The 20,729-nt window shown below is 63.6% G+C and carries 18 protein-coding genes; 7 read left to right on the forward strand and 11 right to left on the reverse strand.

Features of this window, described 5'->3' with window-relative positions:
- Positions 1 to 58: 58 nt before the first annotated feature.
- The gene (locus ACZ415_RS01510) at positions 59 to 1,780 is read right to left on the reverse strand and encodes a cytochrome D1 domain-containing protein (protein WP_344702515.1); all 1,722 of its coding nucleotides are present in this window, start codon (positions 1,778 to 1,780) and stop codon (positions 59 to 61) included.
- A gap of 340 nt (positions 1,781 to 2,120) precedes the next feature.
- On the opposite strand from ACZ415_RS01510, the gene ACZ415_RS01515 reads away from it, so the two are divergent.
- The 3 genes from ACZ415_RS01515 to ACZ415_RS01525 all read left to right on the forward strand — a co-directional run bounded on the left by ACZ415_RS01515 (position 2,121) and on the right by ACZ415_RS01525 (position 4,869).
- Complete coding sequence (locus ACZ415_RS01515; RefSeq protein ID WP_344702514.1) at positions 2,121 to 2,507, forward strand: c-type cytochrome; 387 nt, start codon at positions 2,121 to 2,123, stop codon at positions 2,505 to 2,507.
- A 3-nt stretch (positions 2,508 to 2,510) separates the two neighbouring features.
- The gene (locus tag ACZ415_RS01520; RefSeq protein WP_344702513.1) at positions 2,511 to 3,767 is read left to right on the forward strand and encodes a cytochrome D1 domain-containing protein; all 1,257 of its coding nucleotides are present in this window, start codon (positions 2,511 to 2,513) and stop codon (positions 3,765 to 3,767) included.
- 175 nt (positions 3,768 to 3,942) lie between these two features.
- Positions 3,943 to 4,869, forward strand: a complete 927-nt coding sequence (locus ACZ415_RS01525) for a sensor domain-containing diguanylate cyclase (RefSeq protein ID WP_344702512.1) — start codon at positions 3,943 to 3,945, stop codon at positions 4,867 to 4,869.
- A gap of 13 nt (positions 4,870 to 4,882) precedes the next feature.
- On the opposite strand, the gene ACZ415_RS01530 is transcribed toward ACZ415_RS01525, so the two are convergent.
- From ACZ415_RS01530 to ACZ415_RS01545, 4 genes are all read right to left on the reverse strand, one after another.
- Positions 4,883 to 5,134: a YkoF family thiamine/hydroxymethylpyrimidine-binding protein gene (locus tag ACZ415_RS01530; protein WP_344702511.1), complete on the reverse strand. Its 252-nt coding sequence runs from the start codon at positions 5,132 to 5,134 to the stop codon at positions 4,883 to 4,885.
- A 73-nt stretch (positions 5,135 to 5,207) separates the two neighbouring features.
- Positions 5,208 to 6,254 (reverse strand): DNA polymerase IV, encoded by a 1,047-nt coding sequence (dinB, locus tag ACZ415_RS01535; protein ID WP_344703082.1) that lies wholly within the window; start codon positions 6,252 to 6,254, stop codon positions 5,208 to 5,210.
- Positions 6,255 to 6,287: 33 nt separating this feature from the next.
- On the reverse strand, positions 6,288 to 7,757 hold the full coding sequence (locus ACZ415_RS01540; RefSeq protein WP_344702510.1) for a protein adenylyltransferase SelO: 1,470 nt from the start codon (positions 7,755 to 7,757) through the stop codon (positions 6,288 to 6,290).
- A 42-nt stretch (positions 7,758 to 7,799) separates the two neighbouring features.
- A complete protein-coding gene (locus tag ACZ415_RS01545; RefSeq protein WP_344702509.1) occupies positions 7,800 to 8,678 on the reverse strand; it encodes an NAD-dependent protein deacetylase in 879 nt (292 codons plus the stop codon).
- A gap of 87 nt (positions 8,679 to 8,765) precedes the next feature.
- Here ACZ415_RS01545 and ACZ415_RS01550 point away from each other — a divergent pair, with 87 nt between their 5' ends.
- A complete protein-coding gene (locus ACZ415_RS01550) occupies positions 8,766 to 9,941 on the forward strand; it encodes an FAD-dependent monooxygenase (protein WP_344702508.1) in 1,176 nt (391 codons plus the stop codon).
- Here the strand turns inward: ACZ415_RS01550 and ACZ415_RS01555 are convergent.
- The gene (locus ACZ415_RS01555; RefSeq protein ID WP_344702507.1) at positions 9,938 to 10,798 is read right to left on the reverse strand and encodes a universal stress protein; all 861 of its coding nucleotides are present in this window, start codon (positions 10,796 to 10,798) and stop codon (positions 9,938 to 9,940) included. The genes ACZ415_RS01550 and ACZ415_RS01555 overlap by 4 nt on opposite strands.
- Positions 10,799 to 10,861: 63 nt before the next feature.
- Positions 10,862 to 12,346, reverse strand: a complete 1,485-nt coding sequence (locus tag ACZ415_RS01560) for a SulP family inorganic anion transporter (RefSeq protein ID WP_344702506.1) — start codon at positions 12,344 to 12,346, stop codon at positions 10,862 to 10,864.
- Between the two features lie 252 nt (positions 12,347 to 12,598).
- On the opposite strand from ACZ415_RS01560, the gene ACZ415_RS01565 reads away from it, so the two are divergent.
- On the forward strand, positions 12,599 to 13,618 hold the full coding sequence (locus tag ACZ415_RS01565; protein WP_344702505.1) for an isocitrate dehydrogenase: 1,020 nt from the start codon (positions 12,599 to 12,601) through the stop codon (positions 13,616 to 13,618).
- Between the two features lie 88 nt (positions 13,619 to 13,706).
- On the opposite strand, the gene ACZ415_RS01570 is transcribed toward ACZ415_RS01565, so the two are convergent.
- Positions 13,707 to 14,483 carry a ZIP family metal transporter gene (locus tag ACZ415_RS01570; RefSeq protein WP_344702504.1) on the reverse strand — a complete coding sequence of 259 codons (777 nt, stop codon included), beginning with the start codon at positions 14,481 to 14,483 and terminating at the stop codon, positions 13,707 to 13,709.
- A 65-nt stretch (positions 14,484 to 14,548) separates the two neighbouring features.
- Complete coding sequence (locus ACZ415_RS01575; RefSeq protein ID WP_344703080.1) at positions 14,549 to 15,577, reverse strand: CNNM domain-containing protein; 1,029 nt, start codon at positions 15,575 to 15,577, stop codon at positions 14,549 to 14,551.
- A gap of 173 nt (positions 15,578 to 15,750) precedes the next feature.
- Between ACZ415_RS01575 and ACZ415_RS01580 the strand changes: the two genes are divergently transcribed.
- The gene (locus tag ACZ415_RS01580) at positions 15,751 to 16,998 is read left to right on the forward strand and encodes a dicarboxylate/amino acid:cation symporter (protein ID WP_344702503.1); all 1,248 of its coding nucleotides are present in this window, start codon (positions 15,751 to 15,753) and stop codon (positions 16,996 to 16,998) included.
- A gap of 121 nt (positions 16,999 to 17,119) precedes the next feature.
- Positions 17,120 to 18,661 (forward strand): cryptochrome/photolyase family protein, encoded by a 1,542-nt coding sequence (locus ACZ415_RS01585; protein WP_344702502.1) that lies wholly within the window; start codon positions 17,120 to 17,122, stop codon positions 18,659 to 18,661.
- A gap of 67 nt (positions 18,662 to 18,728) precedes the next feature.
- On the opposite strand, the gene ACZ415_RS01590 is transcribed toward ACZ415_RS01585, so the two are convergent.
- Positions 18,729 to 19,004 carry a TIGR03643 family protein gene (locus ACZ415_RS01590; protein ID WP_344702501.1) on the reverse strand — a complete coding sequence of 92 codons (276 nt, stop codon included), beginning with the start codon at positions 19,002 to 19,004 and terminating at the stop codon, positions 18,729 to 18,731.
- A gap of 35 nt (positions 19,005 to 19,039) precedes the next feature.
- On the reverse strand, positions 19,040 to 20,218 hold the full coding sequence (locus tag ACZ415_RS01595; RefSeq protein WP_344702500.1) for a class I SAM-dependent methyltransferase: 1,179 nt from the start codon (positions 20,216 to 20,218) through the stop codon (positions 19,040 to 19,042).
- Positions 20,219 to 20,729: the final 511 nt, after the last annotated feature.

Consider the following 20,729-nt stretch of genomic DNA (forward strand, 5'->3'; position numbering starts at 1 on the left):
CATCCATCGTCTTGCGTGTGCCGGGCCGGCAAAACATCGCCGGCCCGGCGTTTTCAGCCTAGTAGATATCTTTCTGCGTGTTTAGCACGTTGAACTTGCCGGTCGGCGTGACCAGCCGCTCGTCTTTGATGACTTTCTTGAGCTCGCGCGTTTTGTCATCCACAACGACCAGCGCGGACTTCTGGTCCATGGTGTTCCACACCGAGAACCATACTTCGTCACCCGCCTGGTTGTACTCCGGCTGCACCACGCGCTTGGGTCCTTCGCCCACGTCGGCCCATTCGGCAATGGGCAGCACCTCGAAGCCGGCCTCCAGGTTGTTGATGTCGAACACCGCAACGCTCTGGCTGATATCCTCACCGGGGTTCAGTGCGGTATCCACGTAGAGGTTGTCGGACTCCGGGTGCGTCTTGACAAACAGCGAGCCGCCGCCCTGGCCGTCGATGCTGCGCACGACTTTCCAGGCGTTTTCCGGATGGCCTTCAGGATCGGTGCCGATCAGCTGAATGGTGGCATCGCCCAGGTGGCTGGTCGCCCATACCGGCCCGAACTCGGGATCAACAAAGTTGGCGCCGCGGCCCGGGTGGGGCGTTTTGCCCACGTCAACGATGGTTTCCAGCTCGCGATCCTTGGCGTCGATCACCACGATCTGGTTGGACTCGTTGGCCGCGGTCAGGAAGTAGCGCCCGGACGCGTCCCAGCCGCCGTCGTGCAGAAAGCGCGAGGTGTCGATCTCTACAGTAGAGATGGCGTCCAGGTCTTCATAGTTGACCAGGCGCACCTTGCCGGTTTCCTTGATGTTGACGATGAACTCGGGATGCTGGTGGGAGCCCACGATCGCCGCTACGCGCGGTTCCGGGTGATACTCTTGCGTATCCACGGTCATGCCGCGTGTGCTGACGATTTTCTTCGGCTCCAGCGTCTGACCGTCCATGATCACATACTGGGGCGGCCAGTAGGCACCGGCAATGGCCAGGTCGTCTTCGTAGCCTTTGAACTTGGAGGTCTCGACCGAACGCGCCTCCATGCCGATCTTGATGCTGGCCACGATGCTCGGGTCTTCCATCCACAGGTCGATCATGTCGACCTTGGCATCCCGGCCGATAACGAAGATATAGCGCCCGGACGCCGACATGCGCGAAATATGCACCGCGTAGCCGGTATCCAGCACCTTGGCGATTTCCTTGGTGTTGCCGTCGATCAGCGCAATCTGGCCGGCATCGCGCAGGGTCACCGAGAACAGATTCTCGATATCCCAGTCGTTCATCTTCTCGGTGGGCCGGTCTTCCGGGGCCACCAGCACTTCCCAGGTGTCGAGCATTTTGGGCATGCCAAACTCCGGCGGTACCGGCGGCTCGTGCATGACGTACTTGGCCATCAGCTCGACTTCATCTGCGGTGAAATCGCCCGAGGTGCCCCAGTTGGGCATGCCGGCGGGCGAGCCGTAGTTGATGAAGGTTTTCAGATATTCAAGCCCGCGCTGCTGGGTAATGTCGGTGGTCAGCGGCTTGCCCGTGGCCCCCTTGCGCAGTACGCCGTGGCAGCCGGCACAGCGCTGAAAATAGATTTCCTTGGCTTTTGCGAATTCCGCTTCGGTTAAATCTGGCGCGCCCGGCGTGCGTACCGCCTTGGCCGATGCGGCATCCACCGCCGACTCGCCCCCTTTGTACGCCGCCTCAGCACCGTCCACGTCTTTGTGCTGAGCGTTGGCAGCGCCCATACCCAGCGCTATCGTGGCAATGGCCACGGCCAACGGCGTCCGGTATCCCTTCTTGCTCATCATCGTCACACCTCTATGTCATAGACCGATAGCAGCATCGGATTGCACGGTTTTCGTCAGGTACGATGCTTATTGTTGTGGAAACCAGTGTGGCGCACAAAGATGCCTTTCTCATACTCATTAACGCTTTTTGCGCGCGTAACCGCCGCCTTTCTTGATGTACGTCAATCGCCACGTTTGCTACCTCTCAAGAGGTATTGCGCTTTTAAAAAAAATTCAGAACATCCGAGCAAAGGCGCTTTATTGACGTACATCAAGATATCGAGAGCGGCGGGCAGCAAGACTGTAAACAAGTATATCGGAGACCTATTTCGTTTCCGGCCGGAGTTCGGGAGGGAACATGGCGCCAAACAGCGATCGCAACCCAGCGCGGAGAACGCGCCATACCGTCAAAAGGCTGTTCGCCGCCGGCCTGCTGGCGCTTGCCGCCGGCGCAGCGGCGAACGACGAACTTTCCACCGCGCGCCAGGCCGAGCTTGACACCCTGCTCTATCAGGATTGCGGCTCGTGCCACGGCATGACGCTGCGTGGCGGGCTAGGCCCGGCGCTGGCCCCGGCACGCATGCAGGCCTACGGCGATGAAGCCTTGACCGCGCTGATTCTCAACGGCGTACCCGGCACGGCCATGCCGGCCTGGAAGCACCTGCTTAGCGCCGAGGATGCTCGCTGGCTCGCCGATCAGCTGATCCACCACAACCCGCTATCCGAACATGCGCCAAAGGAGTAACCCATGATGATGCCTGATCGCTTGCGCCCTCTCCGGCCACTGTACCGAGGGGTGCTGACCGCCGCAGGCCTTGCTCTGCTGGCCGGCTGCGCTGCGCTTTCACCCGCCGAGCTGCGCGGCACCGGTGATTTGGGCGTGGTTGTCGAACGCGCAGCAGGCCGCATCGCCGTCGTCGATACCAGCGCCCACCGAGTGCTGGAGCGCGTCGACGGCCTGGGCGATTTGTCCCACGCATCGGTGAAGTTTGCCCGAGACGGCCGCTTTGCGTTTGTTTTCGGCCGCGACGGCGGGCTGAGCCGGGTGGACCTGCTGAGCGGCGAGATCACCCACCGGATTATCCAGTCGGGTAACAGCATCGGCGGGGCGATTTCCCAGGACGGCTCGCTGGTCGCCGTGTCCAACTACGAGCCGGGCGGCGTGCGCATCTTCGACAGCCAAACCCTGGAACCGGTGGCCGAGTTTCCCGCCCTGTACGAGGACGACAGCGGCGAGGAGCAGCGCTCCCGGGTCGTGGGACTGGTGGACGCCCCGGGCAATCGCTTTGTCTACAGCCTGTTTGACGCCGGCGAAATCCACGTGGTGGACATAAACCAGGAGTCGGGCGCCGGGGAGGCACAGGGCGGCGAGGCAGCATTCGACGTCACGCGCTTTACCGACATCGGCAAAAAGCCCTACGACGCGCTGATCGGCCTGGACGGACGCTACTACATCGCCGGGCTGTTCGGCGAGGATGGCCTGGCGATGCTGGATCTGTGGCATCCGGAAAACGGCGTTACCCGCATTCTGCCCGACTACGGCCGCGGCGAGGAACGCTTGCCGGTGTACAAGATGCCGCACCTGGAAGGCTGGACCATGGCCGGACGCCAGGCGTTTTTCCCCGCCGTTGGCCGCCACGAAGTGCTGGTCGCCGACACCGCCGACTGGTCGCTTGCCGATCGCATCCCCGTTCACGGCCAGCCGATTTTTGTCATGAGCCGGCCGGACAAGCGCCAGCTGTGGGTCAACTTCGCCCACCCGAACAACGACGTGGTGCAGGTCATCGACACCGAAAAGCGCGAAGTCATCGCCACGCTATCCCCCGGCGAGGCGGTGCTGCACATGGAGTTCACGCCCAAAGGCGAGCAGGTGTGGGTATCGGCCCGGGACAGCGATCGGGTAACGGTGTATGACACCCGCACGCTGGAAGAAGTCGCGCGGCTGAAAAGCGCCTCGCCCAGCGGCATTTTCTTCACCGACCGGGCGCAGCGTATCGGGCTTTAGCCCGGCCTGCCCTTAGCGGCTATAAACACCCCCGCGGCCGCTGGCCTGTCGCGGGGGTATTGGCATTGCACCCGTTCGGCATCACAGGCTATCCTGCGTTTCTTTCGTATCACGCCGTACCGTCATGCCGGGCCCAGCGCCGGCCTCGTTGTCGTGTGCCGCCGGAGCTTAGCCCATGAATCATCCCAACCGCCCGGCCTCGCCGTCCGCTTGTTTGCCCTTTACCACAGCGGATGTGCTGCGCGCCACGCCGCTCGGCGCCTGCGTAACCGATGCCGACGGCTTTTTCGAGTTCGTCAATCCCGCCTACTGCGAATTTTACGGCTACACCCAGGAAGAGCTGGTCGGCCAGCATTTTACGCTGGTGGTACCCAAGGCCAGCCATTCGACCATGCGCCACCTGCACGACGACTTCATCGCCGGGGACGACCGGGGCGAGCTGCATCAGGAATGGGAAGTACGCCGTAAAGACGGCCAGCTACGCACCATCATCGCCGAAGCCACCCGCATGATCGGCGACGACGGCCGGCCGCGCAAAATGACGTTTATTATCGACATCAGCGTACGCAAGCGGCTGGAAGAGCGGCTGCGCCAGGCCAACGAACACCTGGAGCACATGGCCCGCCACGATCCGCTTACCGGGCTTTTGAACCGTCGTGCCGGGCTTGCCCGGCTGGAAGAAGAAGTCACGCGCTGCCGGCGCTACGCAAGTTCTTTAAGCGTTGCCATGTGCGACCTGGATGCCTTCAAGGCCATCAACGATACCCACGGACACGCCACCGGCGATGCGGTGCTGGAAGCGCTTTCCCAGCTGATCAGAGACGATATGCGCCGCACCGACATCGCGGTGCGGCTGGGCGGCGAAGAGTTTTTGCTGATTATGCCCGGCGTCACCCCCGCCAGCGCCGAACAGGCCGTAGACCGCCTGCGCCGGCTGATCGCAGAAACGCCGGTCACGCCGCAGCGCCTGACCGTCACGATTTCTGTAGGCCTGGCCGGCTTTGACGGCGAGACGCCGGAACGCCTGCTGGAACATGCCGATCGCGCCATGTACCGCGCCAAACGCGACGGGCGCAACCGGGTCGTGAAGGCCGCCGACTGACGCCCGGACGGCATCAGCCGCGCGGGCGGCGGTCGCCTTCAAGAAAGTTGGCGGTAAACGCAGCCTTGCCGTAGGTCTCAAACGACCACTTCATCAGCGCCGACAGCGCATCCATCACCGCGTCGAACTCGCCGAATACCTGAGTGCTCATACGGTTGGAATAGACTTCCAGCCCGCTGGCTTCCAGGCGCTTGACCACCTCGCGTACCGGCGGCTTGAAGTCATCGGCGAGCGGATAGTAGCTAAGCTGTACGGACAGATACATAGTGCCTCCTGGGCGTTGATGACTACGCCCCCACGCTAACACAGACGGCGCGCTTGCGACGGCGGCCACCGGCTCAGAAAAGCGCGAGCTGCTGCGCCGGCGCCGGCTCGGCCAACCGATAGCCCACGCCCAGCAGCCGCACCGGGCGGCGGCCGCGCTGCCAGCCGGCGTCAAGCAGTGCGGCAAAGGGCGCCTCATCCACCACGCTGCCGGCGTGTTCCACGGTGGTCTGGGTGAAGTCGTTGAACTTGATCTTGACCATAGCCCCGCGCACCCCGGGCGGCGGGTCCAGCCGGCGGTAGCGGCGCGTTAAATCATCGATCAGCGCGCCCAGCTCGCCGTGGCAGGCGGCAAGCGTGGGCAAATCTTGCGGATAGGTCTGCTCGGTGCTCACCGATTTGCGCTCTCGATGCACCTTGACCGGGCGCTCATCGATGCCCTGGCTCAGCTCATAAAGGCGCTTGCCAAAAACGCCGAAGTGCCCGACAAGCTCGGGGAGCGTGCGTTTGCGCACGTCCGTGCAGGTTTCAATGCCCAGCGCGGCGAGCTTTTCGGCGGTGCGCGGCCCCACGCCGTGGAGCTTGGTGACCGGCAGCGCGCGGACAAACTCATCGATGGCCTCCGGGGGCACCACGCAAAGCCCGTCGGGCTTGTGCCAGTCGCTGGCGATCTTGGCCAGAAACTTGTTGGGTGCCACGCCGGCGGATACGGTAATCCCCACCTCTTGCGCCACCCGGGCGCGAATGGCCTCGGCCATCAGCGTCGCGCTGCCTTGATAGGCGCTCACCCCGGTAACGTCCAGATACGCCTCGTCCAGCGACAGCGGCTCGATGCGCTGGGTCAGCTCGCGATAGATGGCAAACACGTCCTGAGCCACCGCCTTGTACTTGGGCATATCATTGGGAATCACGGTTAAGTGCGGGCAGCGCTTGAGCGCCTGGGCCATGGGCATGGCCGAGTGAATGCCGTATTCCCGGGCCGGGTAGTTACAGGTGGCAACCACGCCACGGCGCTCGACGCTGCCGCCGATGGCAATGGGAATCTCGGCAAGCGCGGGGTTGTCGCGCATCTCCACCGCGGCGTAGAAACAGTCGCAGTCCAGATGGATGATTTTACGCAGCGCCGGCGCGTCAGAGGGCATGATCGTGGCGACTCAGGTGCCGCAGAAGGTGCGCAGCACGCGCTCATCTGCCGTGGCCGGCGCGGCCAGCCGGCGGGCATTCGCGGTGTCGTCAAACGGTGCGATCACCGCGGCGAGCAGCGTATAAAAGGGCTGATAGTCGCCGTCTTCGGCGGCGCTGATGGCCTCCTGCACACGATGGTTGCGCGGGATAATCACCGGGTTGGCCCGGCGCATGGCGGCCAGCCGCTCGGCGCTGTGGCCGGCCGTCTGCTCACCCTGCCAGCGCTCAAGCCATTGCACCACTTCTCCGGGCGCCTCGCCGAGCGCCAGCAGAGCGTCGCGGCGCGCCTCACCGGGGTCGGCGGCGAGGTGATACAGCGCATCGAACGTCGCGGTCATGTCCATTTTGCCCCGCTGCATGACGTTTTCCAGCGCCTCCATCAGCGGCGTGGCGCACTCGCTTTCAGCGGCAAGGCCAAGCTTGTCGGCGCTCACTTTTCTGCGCTCTTCGGCAAAGACCTCGTCGAAGCGGCGCAGCGCGGCGGTGGCTTCTTCCACCAGGGCATTTTCCTTACCGTCCATCAGCATCAGCAGGCACTCGGCCAGCCGGGCCAGATTCCACTGGGCCATGGCCGGCTGGCGGGCAAAGGCGTAGCGACCGCCCTGGTCGATGGAGCTGAACACCTTGTCGGGCTCGAACGCTTCCATAAAGGCACAGGGGCCGTAGTCGATGGTCTCACCGGCGATGCTGGCGTTATCGGTGTTCATCACGCCGTGGATAAAGCCCACGCCCATCCAGCGGGCCACCAGGTAGGCCTGGCGGCGCATTACCGCGTCGAAAAACGCCAGATAGCGGGCGTTGCCGTCGTGGGATTTGACCGCTGGAAAGTGGCGCTCGATGGCGTGCTCCACCAGGGCTCTGAGCGCTTTTTTATCCCCCCGGGCGGCGGCAAACTGAAAAGTGCCCACGCGCAGGTGGCTCGACGCCACTCGGGTAATCACCGCGCCGGGCTCTGCGGGCATGCGCATGACCTGCTCGCCGGTGGCCACGGCGGCCAGCGCCCGGGTGGTGGGTATACCCATGGCCGCCATGGCTTCGCTGACCAGGTATTCGCGCAGCACCGGCCCCAGCGGCGCGCGGCCGTCGCCGCCGCGGGAATACGGCGTGCGCCCGCTGCCCTTGAGCTGAATATCTCGGCGCCGGCCGTCGGCGTCCACCACCTCGCCCAGCAGCAGCGCGCGGCCGTCGCCAAGCCTGGGGACAAAGTGGCCGAACTGGTGGCCGGCGTAGCCAAGCGCCATGGGCCGGGCGCCGGGCAGCGGCGCACTGCCGCTGAAGTAGTCGGCGAGCGTGGCGTCGTCGGGCTGCTCGTCCATGCCCAGCTCTCTCGCCAGCGCCGTGTTGAACACAATCAGGCTGGGCGCAACCGCAGGGGTGGGCCGGCAGTCGGCCCAGAGCGTGTCGGGCAGCTCGGCGTAGCGGTGATAAAGCGTAAACACAAGGCGCTCCCTCAAACCTCAAACAACGTATAGATATGCAGCCTATGCCGCCCCGCTTTGCTGTTTTAGCTGTGCCACGGCGTATTCCAATACCGGGGTGAGCGGGGCGCACCATTTCTCGCTGAGCATAGGGTCGGCGCGGGTGACGCCAAGCGAGAGCGAGGCCAGCGGCATGCCCCGGGCGTGGGCGTCGCGGAAAAATCGGTAGCCGGAAAACACCATCAGCGAGGTACCCACGGCCAGGGCGGCGTTGGCGCGGAAAAGCCCGGCGCGCGCGGCCTCGCGGCGCGCCTTGGGCACCACGTCACCGTAGTACACCACGTCAGGCTTGAAAATGCCGCCGCAGCGCCGGCAGTCGATCACCTCAAAGGTGCTGAAATCCAGCTCGATGTCGGCGTCGCCGTCCGGGGCGTGGCCGGCGTCAAGCCCGGTGAAGGCCGGGTTGCGCGCGGCCATCTCGGCGTGCAGGGCATAGCGCATGATGCTGTAGCCGCAGCTTGTGCAGCTCACGGTATCGGCCCGGCCGTGCAGATCAATCACTCGGCGAGAGCCCGCGCGCTGGTGCAGGCGGTCCACGTTTTGCGTGACCAGCTGTTCGACAAAGCCCATGGCCTCAAGCTCGGCCAGCGCCCGGTGGGCCCCGCTGACCGGCGCCCGGCGCATCGCCTCAAAGCCCGCCAGCGCGCGGGCCCAGTAGCGCTGGCGCACCGCTTCAAAGGCCATGAAGTCGCCGTGCTGCACCGGCGGCGAACGCTTCCATTCGCCCCTGGCGTCGCGGTAGTCGGGAATGCCGCTGTCGGTGCTCACCCCGGCGCCGGTGATAATCCACAGGCGCTGCTCGCGGCGAATAAACGCGGCCAGGGCTGCCCCGGCCCGGGCAATAGCGTCTGCGCTGTACGCTGCTGTGTACGCTGCCGACATCGGCTTCTCCTCTAGGCAAGGCCTATATAACTCGACGATACTGGCCGTGCTATGCACACCATCATTTTACCCACTGGAGGACGCATCATGCAGCGCGATCATCAAATCGTTATCGTCGGCGGCGGCATGGTAGGCGCTGCGCTGGCGGCAAGGCTGGGCCATGCAGGCGTCAACGTGGGGCTTGTGGAGCGCGGCGACGCCCCGGTAAAGCCCGAGGGAGACTTTGATCTGCGCATCTCGTCGCTCAACGCCCGCTCGCTTGCGTTCATCAAGGCCGGCGGCACGTCTATTCCCCCGGAGCGCAGCCACGTGTTTCGCCGCATTGAAGGCTTCAGCCAGAACGGGCGCGGCCACAGCGTGTTCACCGCCGAGGAAAGCGGCCTTGAAAACTTCGGCTGCTTTGTGGAAAACAAAGCGCTGCGCTACGCCCTGTGGCAGCGCCTTGAGCGCCTGCCCGGGGTGACGCGCTACACCCGCTGCGCGCCGCTTTCCACCGTGGCCGGCAGCGAAGCTCGGCTTTTGGAGCTGGACAACGGCAAAACGCTTTCCGCCGCGCTGGTAGTCGCCGCTGACGGTGCCCATTCGCGCCTGCGCGAGATGGCAGGCATCGACGTCAGCCGCTACGACTACCGCCAGCGGGCGCTGATCACCAACGTCGAGACCGAGCTTGCCTCGGAGGAAACCAGCTGGCAGTGCTTTACCCCCACCGGCCCCATGGCGCTGCTGCCCCTGCCCGGCCACTGCGCCTCGCTGATCTGGTACGACCGCGACGGCACCACCCGGGCCCGGGAGATGCTCTCCGACGACGCGCTGGCCCGAGCCATCGAGGCGGCCTTTCCCAAACGGCTGGGCAATATCCTGCGCGTTACCGGGCGCGCCAGCTTTCCGATCAAGCGCCAGCACGCCAAGCGCTATATCGGCAAGCGCCTGGCGCTGATCGGCGACGCCGCCCACGTCGTCCACCCGCTGGCCGGCCAGGGGCTCAACATCGGCCTGCACGACGCCGACACCCTGGCCGAGCAGATTCTTGCCCGGCGCGACGCCGGCAATGCCGGTACCCTGCGCCGCTTCGAGGTCAAGCGCCGGCTGGCCAACCAGGCCATGCTCGCCGCCACCGACGGCTTTCACCACCTGTTTACCGGCCCGCGCCCGCTGCAAAAGCTCGGCGACTGCGGGCTGGAAATGGCCGAGCGGCTGCCCGCCGCCCGGTATTTCATGTCGCGCCAGGCCAACGGCCTAAGCCCGTTTACCCCGCGGCGCTAGCGTAAAATCAGCACCGGAACATGGGCGTTGCGCAGCATGCTGGTCGTGGTGCTGCCCACCAGAAACTGGCGGATACGCGAATGGCCGTAGGCGCCCATCACGGTGATGTCGATCTCGTTGTCGGCTTCAAAGGCGTGCAGCGTGGCCTCGACCTCACCGGCACGAATCGAGCCCTCGGCCTCAAGCCCGGCCTGCTGCAAAACGTCCACCGCCCAGGCCAGCGCCATGCGGTGCTCGGCGGTGTCCGCACCCACGGAAACAACGTGGCAGAAAAGCCCGGAAAAAAGCGGGCTCCTGGCGAGCATTTCTACGCCCTTGCGCGCCGTTTTGCTGCCGTCAAAGGCAAACATCACCCGCTTGGGCCGGGTAAAGCCGGCGCGCGGCACCATCAGAATCGGCCGGCGAATCTCGCGCACCACGCGCTCCAGATTTGACCCCAAATGGCCGCTGGCCTGATCGGCGCTTTCTCCGCGCTTGCCCAGCACCAAAAGCCGCATCTGGCTTTCGTACTCGGCCAGGGTATCCACCAGCGTGCCGTTACGCTGGCGCGAACGGGCGTCTTCCACTCCCTGTTCCCCGGCGCGGCGGCAGGCTTCTTCCAGCATCAGCCGGCCCTGCTCGCGGTTGATGCGGGCGCGTTTTTCATCCAGATCCGCCAGCTCGTTGAGCAGCGCCTCCCGCGCGCCCAGGGGCAGATTACCCGATAGATCCGGCTCATCCACCGTGGACGGATGGTTGTCCACCGCGTGCAGAAACGTCAGCGGCGTGGCAAGCGCGGTGCTTGCCCAGGCGGCGTAGTCGCACACGCTTGCGGAAAACGACGAGCCGTCAACGGCGGCCATTACGTGTTCGGTCATCTTGGCTCTCCTTAACAGGCCGGGCCGGGCGTTGCCGGCGCCGGCGTAGCGGGTACCCTGGCGTCAGCCCATGAGTTTTTCCACGGCCTGTGCGTCGTTGTGAATCGCATAGCGGTCAACGATGGTGGCGCTGGCCTCGTTAAGACCGATCAGGTTGACCTCGGTGCCTTCGCGGCGGAACTTGATCACCACACGATCCAGCGCCTGCACCGCGCTGATGTCCCAGAAATGCGCCCGGGACAGGTCGATGGTGACGTGATCCACGCTTTCCTTGAAGTCAAACGCTGCGCCAAAACGCTCGCAGGAGGCAAAAAACACCTGCCCGACGACCTGGTATTCCCGGGACTTGCCGGTTTCAACGTCGCGCGAGCCGACGTAGAGAATATTGCCCACTTTGTTGGCAAAGTTCATCGCCGCCAGCAAAACGCCGACGAACACGCCCAGCGCCAGGTTGTGGGTGGTCACGGTTACCGCCACCGTTGCCAGCATCACCATGTTGGTGCTCATGGGGTGTTTTTTCAGGTCACGGATGGATTCCCAGCTGAACGTACCGATGGAGACCATGATCATCACCGCCACCAGCGCGGCCATGGGAATCAGCGAGACAAAGTCAGAGAGAAACACCACCAAAAACAAAAGTCCCACGCCCGCAACCAGCGTGGAGGTGCGCTGACGGCCGCCGGATTTCACGTTGATCACCGACTGGCCGATCATCGCACAGCCGGCCATGCCGCCCAAAAGCCCGGCACCGATGTTGGCAATCCCCTGGCCTTTGCACTCGCGGTTCTTGCTGCTTTGGGTATCGGTCAGGTCGTCAACGATGGTGGCAGTCATCATCGATTCCAAAAGCCCCACCACGGCCAGCATCAGCGAGTAGGGAAAGATGATCTTGAGGGTTTCCAGGGTCAGCGGCACGTCCGGCCAGAGAAAAATCGGCAGGCTGTCGGGCAGCTCGCCCATGTCACCCACGGTGCGAATCTCCATGCCGGTCGCCAGATACACCGCGGTGAGCACCAGAATACACACCAGCGGCGACGGCACCATCCGGCCGATTTTCGGCAGATAGGGAAAGCCGTAGATGATGCCCAGACCGGCCGCCGTCATGGCGTAGACGTGCCAGGTCACCCCGGTAAGCTCAGGCAGCTGGGCCATAAAAATCAGAATCGCCAGGGCGTTGACAAACCCTGTGACCACCGAGCGCGAAACAAAGCGCATGAGATCGGCCAGGCGCAGGTAGCCGGCGGCAATTTGCAACACCCCGGTCAAAAGCGTCGCGGCGAGCAGATACTCAAGCCCGTGCTCTTTCACCAGCGTCACCATCAGCAGCGCCATGGCCCCGGTGGCCGCCGAGATCATTCCCGGGCGTCCGCCGGCAAAGGCGATGATCACGCAGATGGCAAACGAGGCGTAAAGCCCCACCTTGGGGTCGACGCCTGCGATAATGGAAAAGGCAATGGCTTCGGGGATCAGCGCAAGGGCCACCACGACGCCCGACAGCACATCGGCTCTCAGGTTGGAAAGCCAGGTTTGCTTGAACGACTCAATCATTGATCCGTCCCACGGTTGGAGGTTGAGGCAAAGGGAGACGCATTCTACCTGTCCCCCGCGCCAGGTGCATGCCCCGCCGCCGGCGGTTGCGATCCCGCCCTGCCGAAGACCATCCGTTCAGGGTGACGTTTTACGTCCGCTTGGCGTACCATAGCGCCGCAGATGCGCGCGGTGAGGCCGTTCAGGTCATCCCGCGCCTTGTTCTTTCATCCGGCGCGTCCGCCGTTCAGCGTTTAGCTTAAGGAGCATGAAATGAGCCAGTCTATTGCAGTCATCAAGGGCGACGGCATCGGCCCCGAGATCATGGATGCCACCCTGCGCGTACTCGACGCGCTGGACTGCGGCTTTGACTATGACATCGTTGATGCCGGGCTGGGCGCGCTTGACCAGCACGGCACGCTGATCCCCCAGACCACGCTGGACACCATCGAAAAGCACGGCATCGCGCTCAAGGGCCCGCTGACCACGCCCATCGGCAAGGGCTTTTCCTCGATCAACGTGCAGCTGCGCCGCCATTTTGACCTCTACGCCAACGTGCGCCCGGCGGTGAGCTTTCCCGGTACGCGCTCGCGCTACGCCGACATCGACATGATTACCGTGCGCGAAAACACCGAAGGCGCCTATCTATCCGACGGCCAGGAAATGCTCGACGAGGGCAACACCGGCATCTCCCAGATCAAGGTGACGCGCAAGGGCTCCGAACGCATCGTGCGCTACGCCTTTGAGCTGGCCAAAAACAAGGGCCGCAAGAAAGTCACCGCGCTGCACAAGGCCAACATCATCAAGACCGCCTCGGGGTTGTTCCTCGACGTTGCCCGCGAGGTCGCCAAGGAATACCCGTCGATCGAGTTTGAAGAAATGATCGTGGACAACGCCTGCATGCAGCTGGTGATGGACCCCTACCAGTTTGACGTGGTGGTCACCACCAACCTGTTCGGCGACATCACCTCCGACCTGTGCGCCGGTCTCGTCGGCGGGCTGGGCCTGGCGCCGGGGGCGAACATCGGTGAGCAAGCGGCCATTTTCGAGGCCGTCCACGGCTCCGCGCCGGACATTGCCGGGCAAAAAATCGCCAACCCCTGCGCTTTGCTGCTGGCCGCCGCCCAGATGCTTGACCACCTGGGCATGAACGCCAAGGGCACCGCCATCCGCGAAGGCATCCGCGACGTGCTGGAAAAGCGCCGCGACATGGTCACCCCGGACATGGGCGGCAGCGGCACCACCGACACCTTCGCCGAGGCGCTGGTGGAATACGCCACCGCCCGCGCCTGAAGCCGCCGGGGAAAAACGCCATAACCGCATCCTTCCCGGGCTTTTCGGCACCGGCCTGACGGGCGCGGCCTTGCCAGAATCGCGCCGCTCAGCCCAGCCAGACGTCCAGAAACAGCATGATCACAAGCCCCAGCGCAAGGCCCAGCGTGGCCTTGTTCTGGTGCCCGCTGCGGTGGGTTTCGGGGATGATTTCGTGGCTGATGACGTAGAGCATGGCGCCGGCGGCAAACGCCAGCCCCCAGGGCAGCAGCATCTGCGAAAGCGTTACCACCCCGGCACCGAACAGCCCGCCAAGCGGCTCGACCAGCCCTGTCAGCAGGGCAATGCCGAACGCACGCCCGCGTGAATAGCCTTCGCCCATCAGCGCCACGGCCACCGCCAGCCCTTCCGGCATGTTCTGCAGGCCGATACCCAGCGCCAGCGGCATCCCGCCTTCCAGACCGTTGGCCCCAAAGCCTACGCCCACCGCCAGCCCTTCCGGCAGGTTGTGAATGGAAATGGCGAAGACAAACAGCCATACCCGGCGTAGCGAGGCGGCCTCGGGCCCCTCACGCCCCTGGGTAAAATGCTCGTGGGGCAAGCGTTCGTTCAACAGGGCAATAGCCCCCATGCCAAAAAGAATGGCCAGGCACACGATCGCAGCCGGCACAGCGCCGCTGGCATAGTGCTCGCCGGCTGCATCCAGCGCGGGAATAATCAGCGAAAAAAACGACGCCGCCAGCATTACCCCGGCGGCAAACACCAGCGCCAGATCACGAAACGCGCGCCCGGGCGTTTTCCCCATCAGCACCGGCAGCGCACCCACGGCGGTCATCATGCCGGCCGTAAGGCTCCCCAAAAATCCCAATAACAACGTGTCTTGCATGATTGATCAGCCCGTTTGCCTGCGTTTGCCGTAATAGCCCGGACTACCTTAACGCGGCCGGCGCCTCAGGGCGATTGGCGGGCCCGGCGAATCCGCTGCAGCCAGCGCTGGCGGGCATAGCTTTGCAGGTTGTCTACGCGGTCGGTTTCATCGACGATCTCTTGGCCCAGCAGGGTTTCGATCACGTCTTCCAGGGTAATCAGCCCGACAAAGCTGCCGTGGGCATCGTATACCGCGCGCATGTGATGATTGTCATCGAGCATGGCGGTAAACGCCTGCTCGACGTTGTCTTCCGCGGCCAGCCGGCCGATGGGGTGCATCATGGATTTCATGGTGGCGTCCCGCTCGGCCTGGTACATATCGACCTTGTGCACGTAGCCAAACGCCTGCTCGCCGCTGTCCATCACCGGAAAGCGGGTAAACGGCGTCTGGCTGTACTGCGCCTCAAACGCCCCTACCGTCATGTGCGGCAGCACCGTCTGGCATACAATGCGCGGCGTCATCGCCTGTGACACGGGAATCTCGTGCAGGTTGAGCACGTTGGTAATGGTGCGGGTCTCGTCGGCGTCGAGCACCTGTTTTTCCTGGCCCACCCGGGCCAGCACCTTGATCTCGTCGCGCAGGTCAACGGCGTTCTCGTCGCGCCCGCCCAGCCGGCGCGTCAGCTGCTCTGAAAGCCAGATAAACGGCAGCAGCATGGCCGTCATCACCTTGAGTACCGGCGGCAGGATCACCGCCAGGCGCTTCCAGTGCGTGGCCCCGAGCGTTTTGGGGATAATCTCGGAAAACACCAGAATGCCCAGCGTCATGACCGCTGAAACCACGCCGACCCAGGACTCACCGAACACCGTCGCCGCTCGGGCGCCCACGGCGGTGGCCCCTACCGTGTGCGCGATGGTGTTAAGCGTAAGAATCGCCGCCAGCGGGCGGTCTATATTGGCCTTGAAGCGCTCAAGCGAGGCGTGCAGGGCCGGCTTTTCCTCGCGCAGCCGGGCAATATAGCTGGGCGTGATCGACAGCAAAACGGCCTCAAGAATCGAACACAGAAACGAAAAGCCGATGGCAACAACGGCAATAACGATCAGCAGCAGCATAGGCCCTCGGCGCGATGGGAATACCGCGCCGTTATAGACGCGCACCGCAATAACCGTCAAGGCCTGGCCGCGCCGCACCGTTGAGAGAAATACGTTTATCCTCCGATGTATTTACCGTTAGAATCGCTGCACTGCTGTACAACAACAGTTACAAACATCATAGGAGACGCATCATGGCAGCCGGTTCCCCTATTCATTTCTGGCGACGCATACCGCTTTGGCAGCGCATTCTTGCCGGTTTGTTTCTCGGCATTATCGCCGGCGCGCTGATGGGCGAAAACGCCGGCGTGTTCAAGCCGCTGGGCGATATTTTCATCAGCGCGATCAAGATGCTGATCGTGCCGCTGGTATTTTCAACGCTGGTGGTGGGCATTACCGCCATGCGTGACCCGCAAAAGATGGGGCGCATCGGCGCGCGCACCATCGGGCTTTACCTGATCACCACCGCGTTTGCCATCGCCATCGGACTTTTGGCCTCGACGCTGTTTCAGCCCGGTGCCGGGGTCGACATGAGCTTTGACCAGCCCATGCAGGCCAACGAAGCGCCGTCGCTGGTGGAGATACTGGTCAACCTGGTGCCGCAAAACCCCATCGACGCGCTGGCCGAGGGCAACATCCTGCAGATCATCGTGTTTGCCATGGGCCTGGGCATTTCGCTGATGCTGATCGGCGAGAAAGGCGAGCCGGTAGTACGTCTTTTCGAAAGCTTTGCCGAGGCCATGTACAAGCTCACCGAGATCGTCATGGCGTTTGCCCCCTTCGGCGTGTTCGGCCTGATTGCGTTTGTCGCCGGCAACTACGGCCTTGCGGTGCTGCTGCCGCTGGCCAAGGTCATCGGCGTGGCCTATCTGGCAAGCGTTATCCATGTGCTGGTGGTGTACAGCGGGCTGCTCAGCCTGCTCGGCCGGCTTAATCCCAAGCGCTACCTGAGCGGCATCATCGACGCGCTGGTGGTGGCCTACTCCTCGGCGTCGTCCTCCGGAACGCTGCCGGTCTCGATCCGCTGCGCGCAGAAAAACCTCGGCGTCTCCGAAGGTGTATCAGGCTTTGTGCTGCCGGTGGGTGCCACCATCAACATGGACGGCACCGCGCTGTACCAGGGCGTGGTCACGCTGTTTATCGCCCAGATGCTCGGCGTTGACCTGAGCATGGCCGACTACGGCATGATCATCCTGACCGGCACGCTCGCCTCCATCGGCACCGCCGGCGTGCCCGGCGCGGGGCTGATCATGCTCTCCATCGTCATGGCCCAGGTCGGCCTGCCGCTGGAAGCCATCGCCGTGGTCGCGGGCATCGACCGCATCCTCGACATGGCCCGCACCAGCGTCAACGTCGCCGGCGATTTGATGGTGACAACGCTGGTGGGCAAAAGCGAAGGCGAACTGGACGAAGAAATCTACAACGGCCCCAACAAGGCCTGATGCGTTAAGTAGCTTGCAAGCAAGCGCCCTTTTCGCCGTGCGGAGAGGGCGTTTTTTTTCGTCCGGTTACCGCAACGGCTGCCTTCCTTTCGTTGCCCCCGGTTTTCCTGCAGGAGCGCCCATGACCACCGTTACCCTTGTTCTCGGCGACCAGCTGACGCCCAACATTGCCGCGCTGCGCGGCACCGACCCGGCCGATAACGTCGTTTTGCTGGCCGAGGTGGCCGACGAGGCCACCTACGTCGCCCACCACCAGCAAAAAATTGCGCTGGTGTTTTCCGCCATGCGCCAGTTCGCCCGAGAGCTGCGCGCGGCCGGGCAAACGGTTGAGTACGTTGCTCTGGACGATGCCGACAACACCGGCTCGCTGATCGGCGAGCTGGAACGGGCGGTTAACCGCCATCAGGCCCGGGCGGTGCACGTGACCGAGCCCGGCGAGTGGCGCCTGGCGCACGACATGGACAGCTGGCCCGAGCGGCTGGGGGTGCCGGTTCATCGCCACGACGACGACCGCTTTTTCTGCACGCCGGCCGAGTTTTCACGCTGGATAAAGGGCCGCAAGCGGGTGCGCATGGAGGACTTCTACCGCGCCATGCGGCGCAAGTACGGCGTGCTCATGGACGACGACGAGCCCACCGGCGGCCAGTGGAACTTCGACACCTCAAACCGCAAGCCGCTGCCCCGCGAGGGGCTGGATATTCCAACCCCGCCGCGCTTTACGCCGAACGCCGTCACCCGCGAGGTGATCGAGCTGGTGGGCACCCGCTTTGGCCGGCACTTCGGCACGCTCGACGCCTTTGCCTGGGGCACCACCCACGCCGACGCCGAGCGCGCCCGGGACCATTTCATGGAACACGCGCTGCCGCTGTTCGGCGACTACCAGGACGCCATGCGCACCGGCGAGCCGTGGCTGTTCCACAGCGTGCTCTCGCCGTACCTGAACATGGGCCTGCTTGACGCCCGGGATCTGATCGATCGCGCCGAGGCTGCCGGGCGCGAAGGGCACGCGCCGCTGAACGCCGTGGAGGGCTTTATCCGCCAGATTCTGGGCTGGCGCGAGTTTGTTCGCGGCATTTACTGGCACGGCATGCCCGAATACGCCGAGCACAACGCCCTTGGCCACACGCGCAAGCTCCCGTGGTTCTACTGGACCGGCGACACCGACATGCACTGCTTGAGCGAGGCCATCGGCGCGACGCGTGACCACGCCTACGCGCACCACATCCAGCGGCTGATGGTCACCGGCAACTTCGCCCTGCTCACCGGCGTTACGCCGGCAGAGGTCTGCGACTGGTATCTGAGCGTCTACGCCGACGCCTACGAGTGGGTCGAGCTGCCCAACACGCTGGGCATGTCGCTGTACGGCGACGGCGGCCTGCTCGCCTCCAAGCCGTATGCCGCCAGCGGCAAGTACATCCAGCGGATGTCGAACTACTGCAAAAGCTGCCGCTACAGCGTCAGCCGGTCAACCGGCGAGAAGGCCTGCCCATTCAACGCGCTTTACTGGCACTTTCTCATGCGCCAGCGCGACACCCTCGGCGACAATCACCGCCTGCGCATGCCCTACCGCAACCTGGACCGCATGGCCCCGGAAAAACGCGAAGCGCTCTGGGAGCAGGCGGAAGGCTTTTTGCACCGGCTTGAGAGTGGCGAGCGCGTCTAGCGGCGCCGGTGCCCCGCGCCGCTCAGGGCCGCTGGCCATTGCGGGAGCGCGTCGTGCTGCCGGCACGTCAGGGCTTGTACTGCGTAGGGCAGTAAGCGCGCAGCACCCCGGCCGGGCGCAGCTGGCGGTGCTTGGTTTTACGCCCGCTCACCCGCTTGCGCCAGCGCCGAAAGGAGCGCGCCTTAAGCTGATCGCGCATAAAGGCCACGACCTGCTTTTCGTTCAGGCCGTAAAGCGTTTCAATCGCCTCAAACGGCGTCCGGTCTTCCCAGGCCATTTCGATAATGCGCGAGGTGTCGGCCGGGCCGAACCGGTCGATTCGCTGCTGCGTGTCTGATGACATGCCGCCTCCTGAAGCAAACGTTTCTCTATCCCCGCCTATGCCGGCGTTAAACACCACAGCGAGGTCACTTCCGCGCTGCGTGCGGCATGGAGCGGGTCTGAGCTGTCCTGGCTGCGGCCGTGCTTGGGCTGGGTATCGAGCCGGTATTTCACGTCCAGCTTCGCCTCGGCAAACCACGCCAGCAGCTGGTCTCGGGTGCGCAACTGCAGATGCTCGGCCAGATCGGACAGAATCAGCCACACCTCACCTTGCGGTGCCAGATGCGCACGAACGCCCTGCAGGAAGCCGCGCAGCATCCGGCTTTTGGGGTCGTAAACGGCAAGCTCAAGCGACGAGCTGGGCTTCCCCGGCAGCCAGGGCGGATTGCACACGATCAGGTCGGCCAACGGCTGCCCCGTCGGAAACAGGTCAACCTCCTGCAGCTGTACTCCCGAGAGCTCTGAGCGCTCAAGATTATCTTCAGCGCAGGCCAGCGCCCGGGGGTTGGAGTCGGTCGCGACGACCTGCCCCGCCCCGCGCTTCGCCAGAATAATCGCCAACAGCCCCGTACCGGTGCCGATATCAAAGGCCACGTCGTGTTTGGCCGGTAGCGGCGCCTCCTGCATCAGCGGCACATACTCATGCCGCGTGGGCGCAAACACCCCGTAATGCGGAAAAATCGGTTGATCCAGCCCGTCAATGCGAACGCCTTTCTCGCGCCACTGGGCGGCCCCCAGTGCACCCTGCAGGTCGCGCAACGAGATCAGGCACGGCTCATCCAGCGGGCCAAAAGCGGCCTCGCAGGCGGCGCTCAGGTCAGGCGCACGGCGCAGGCCACAGGCATAGCCGGCATCCAGCTCCAACAGCAGCCGCCCCAGCGTTCTCGCCCGCTGGGCCTGAGCCTGACGCTGCTGGTGGAAGGCGTTGGCCGTGGTGTTTTCGGCTGAAGTCTTTTTGGCAGACCTGGCGGCTTTGCTGGCCTTGCGCTGCTCGGTCCGCTTGATACGCCGGTTCATGGCCTGCATGAGCTGCAGGGCATTATGAAAATCCCCGCGCCACAGCAGGTAGTTGCCCTCGCACGCCAGGCGGTAAGCGTGATCGGCCGTCGTCTGGTCATCCACGGGTACGATATGCGCCGGCGCAGTGTAACCACTCTCGGAAAGCCAAAGCGCCTGGCGAGGCGTTTGCCCCTCCTGCCACTGCACGTACGGTTTTTCTGCCTGGGACACGTTCATACCTTTATTTTGTGGATTTGTGGGATAAGCGCAGGGCCTTGGCCCGCTCCGGCTTTTCGATAGCTGACCAAGCGCTACGATAGCAGATTCACGCCTTTGGTTGACGCCGCCTGGCTATCACTCAGTTCAGTGTCTCCATGCGAAGGTGCGAGAAATGGTAAATAGATTGGTAAATTCTGCATTGCTCCTCATGTGAGTGCTATATCCAAAAGCAGCATTACGGATGCAGTTAAAATCACTGTATCCGCGATCAACAAACCTTCGGCTATTTGTGGTTTTAGCTGTTTTTCGTTTCACTTGTTAAAAAAATCTCATTGGCTACCGCCCCAATAACAGACACTACTGCAGAATGCTCTAAGAGCTTGTTAAGAATACCTTTAGCCTCTTCCTTCTGCTCAGGCGGAACCTCAGAAGATTCAATCTTCTTTACTAAGGCCTCAAAAGAATTGATTATACTTTGGATATTATAGTCGCCTACTCAAACTTACTGAGATCCGTAAATATTAATAGT

Source organism: Halomonas cibimaris, from assembly GCF_055379665.1.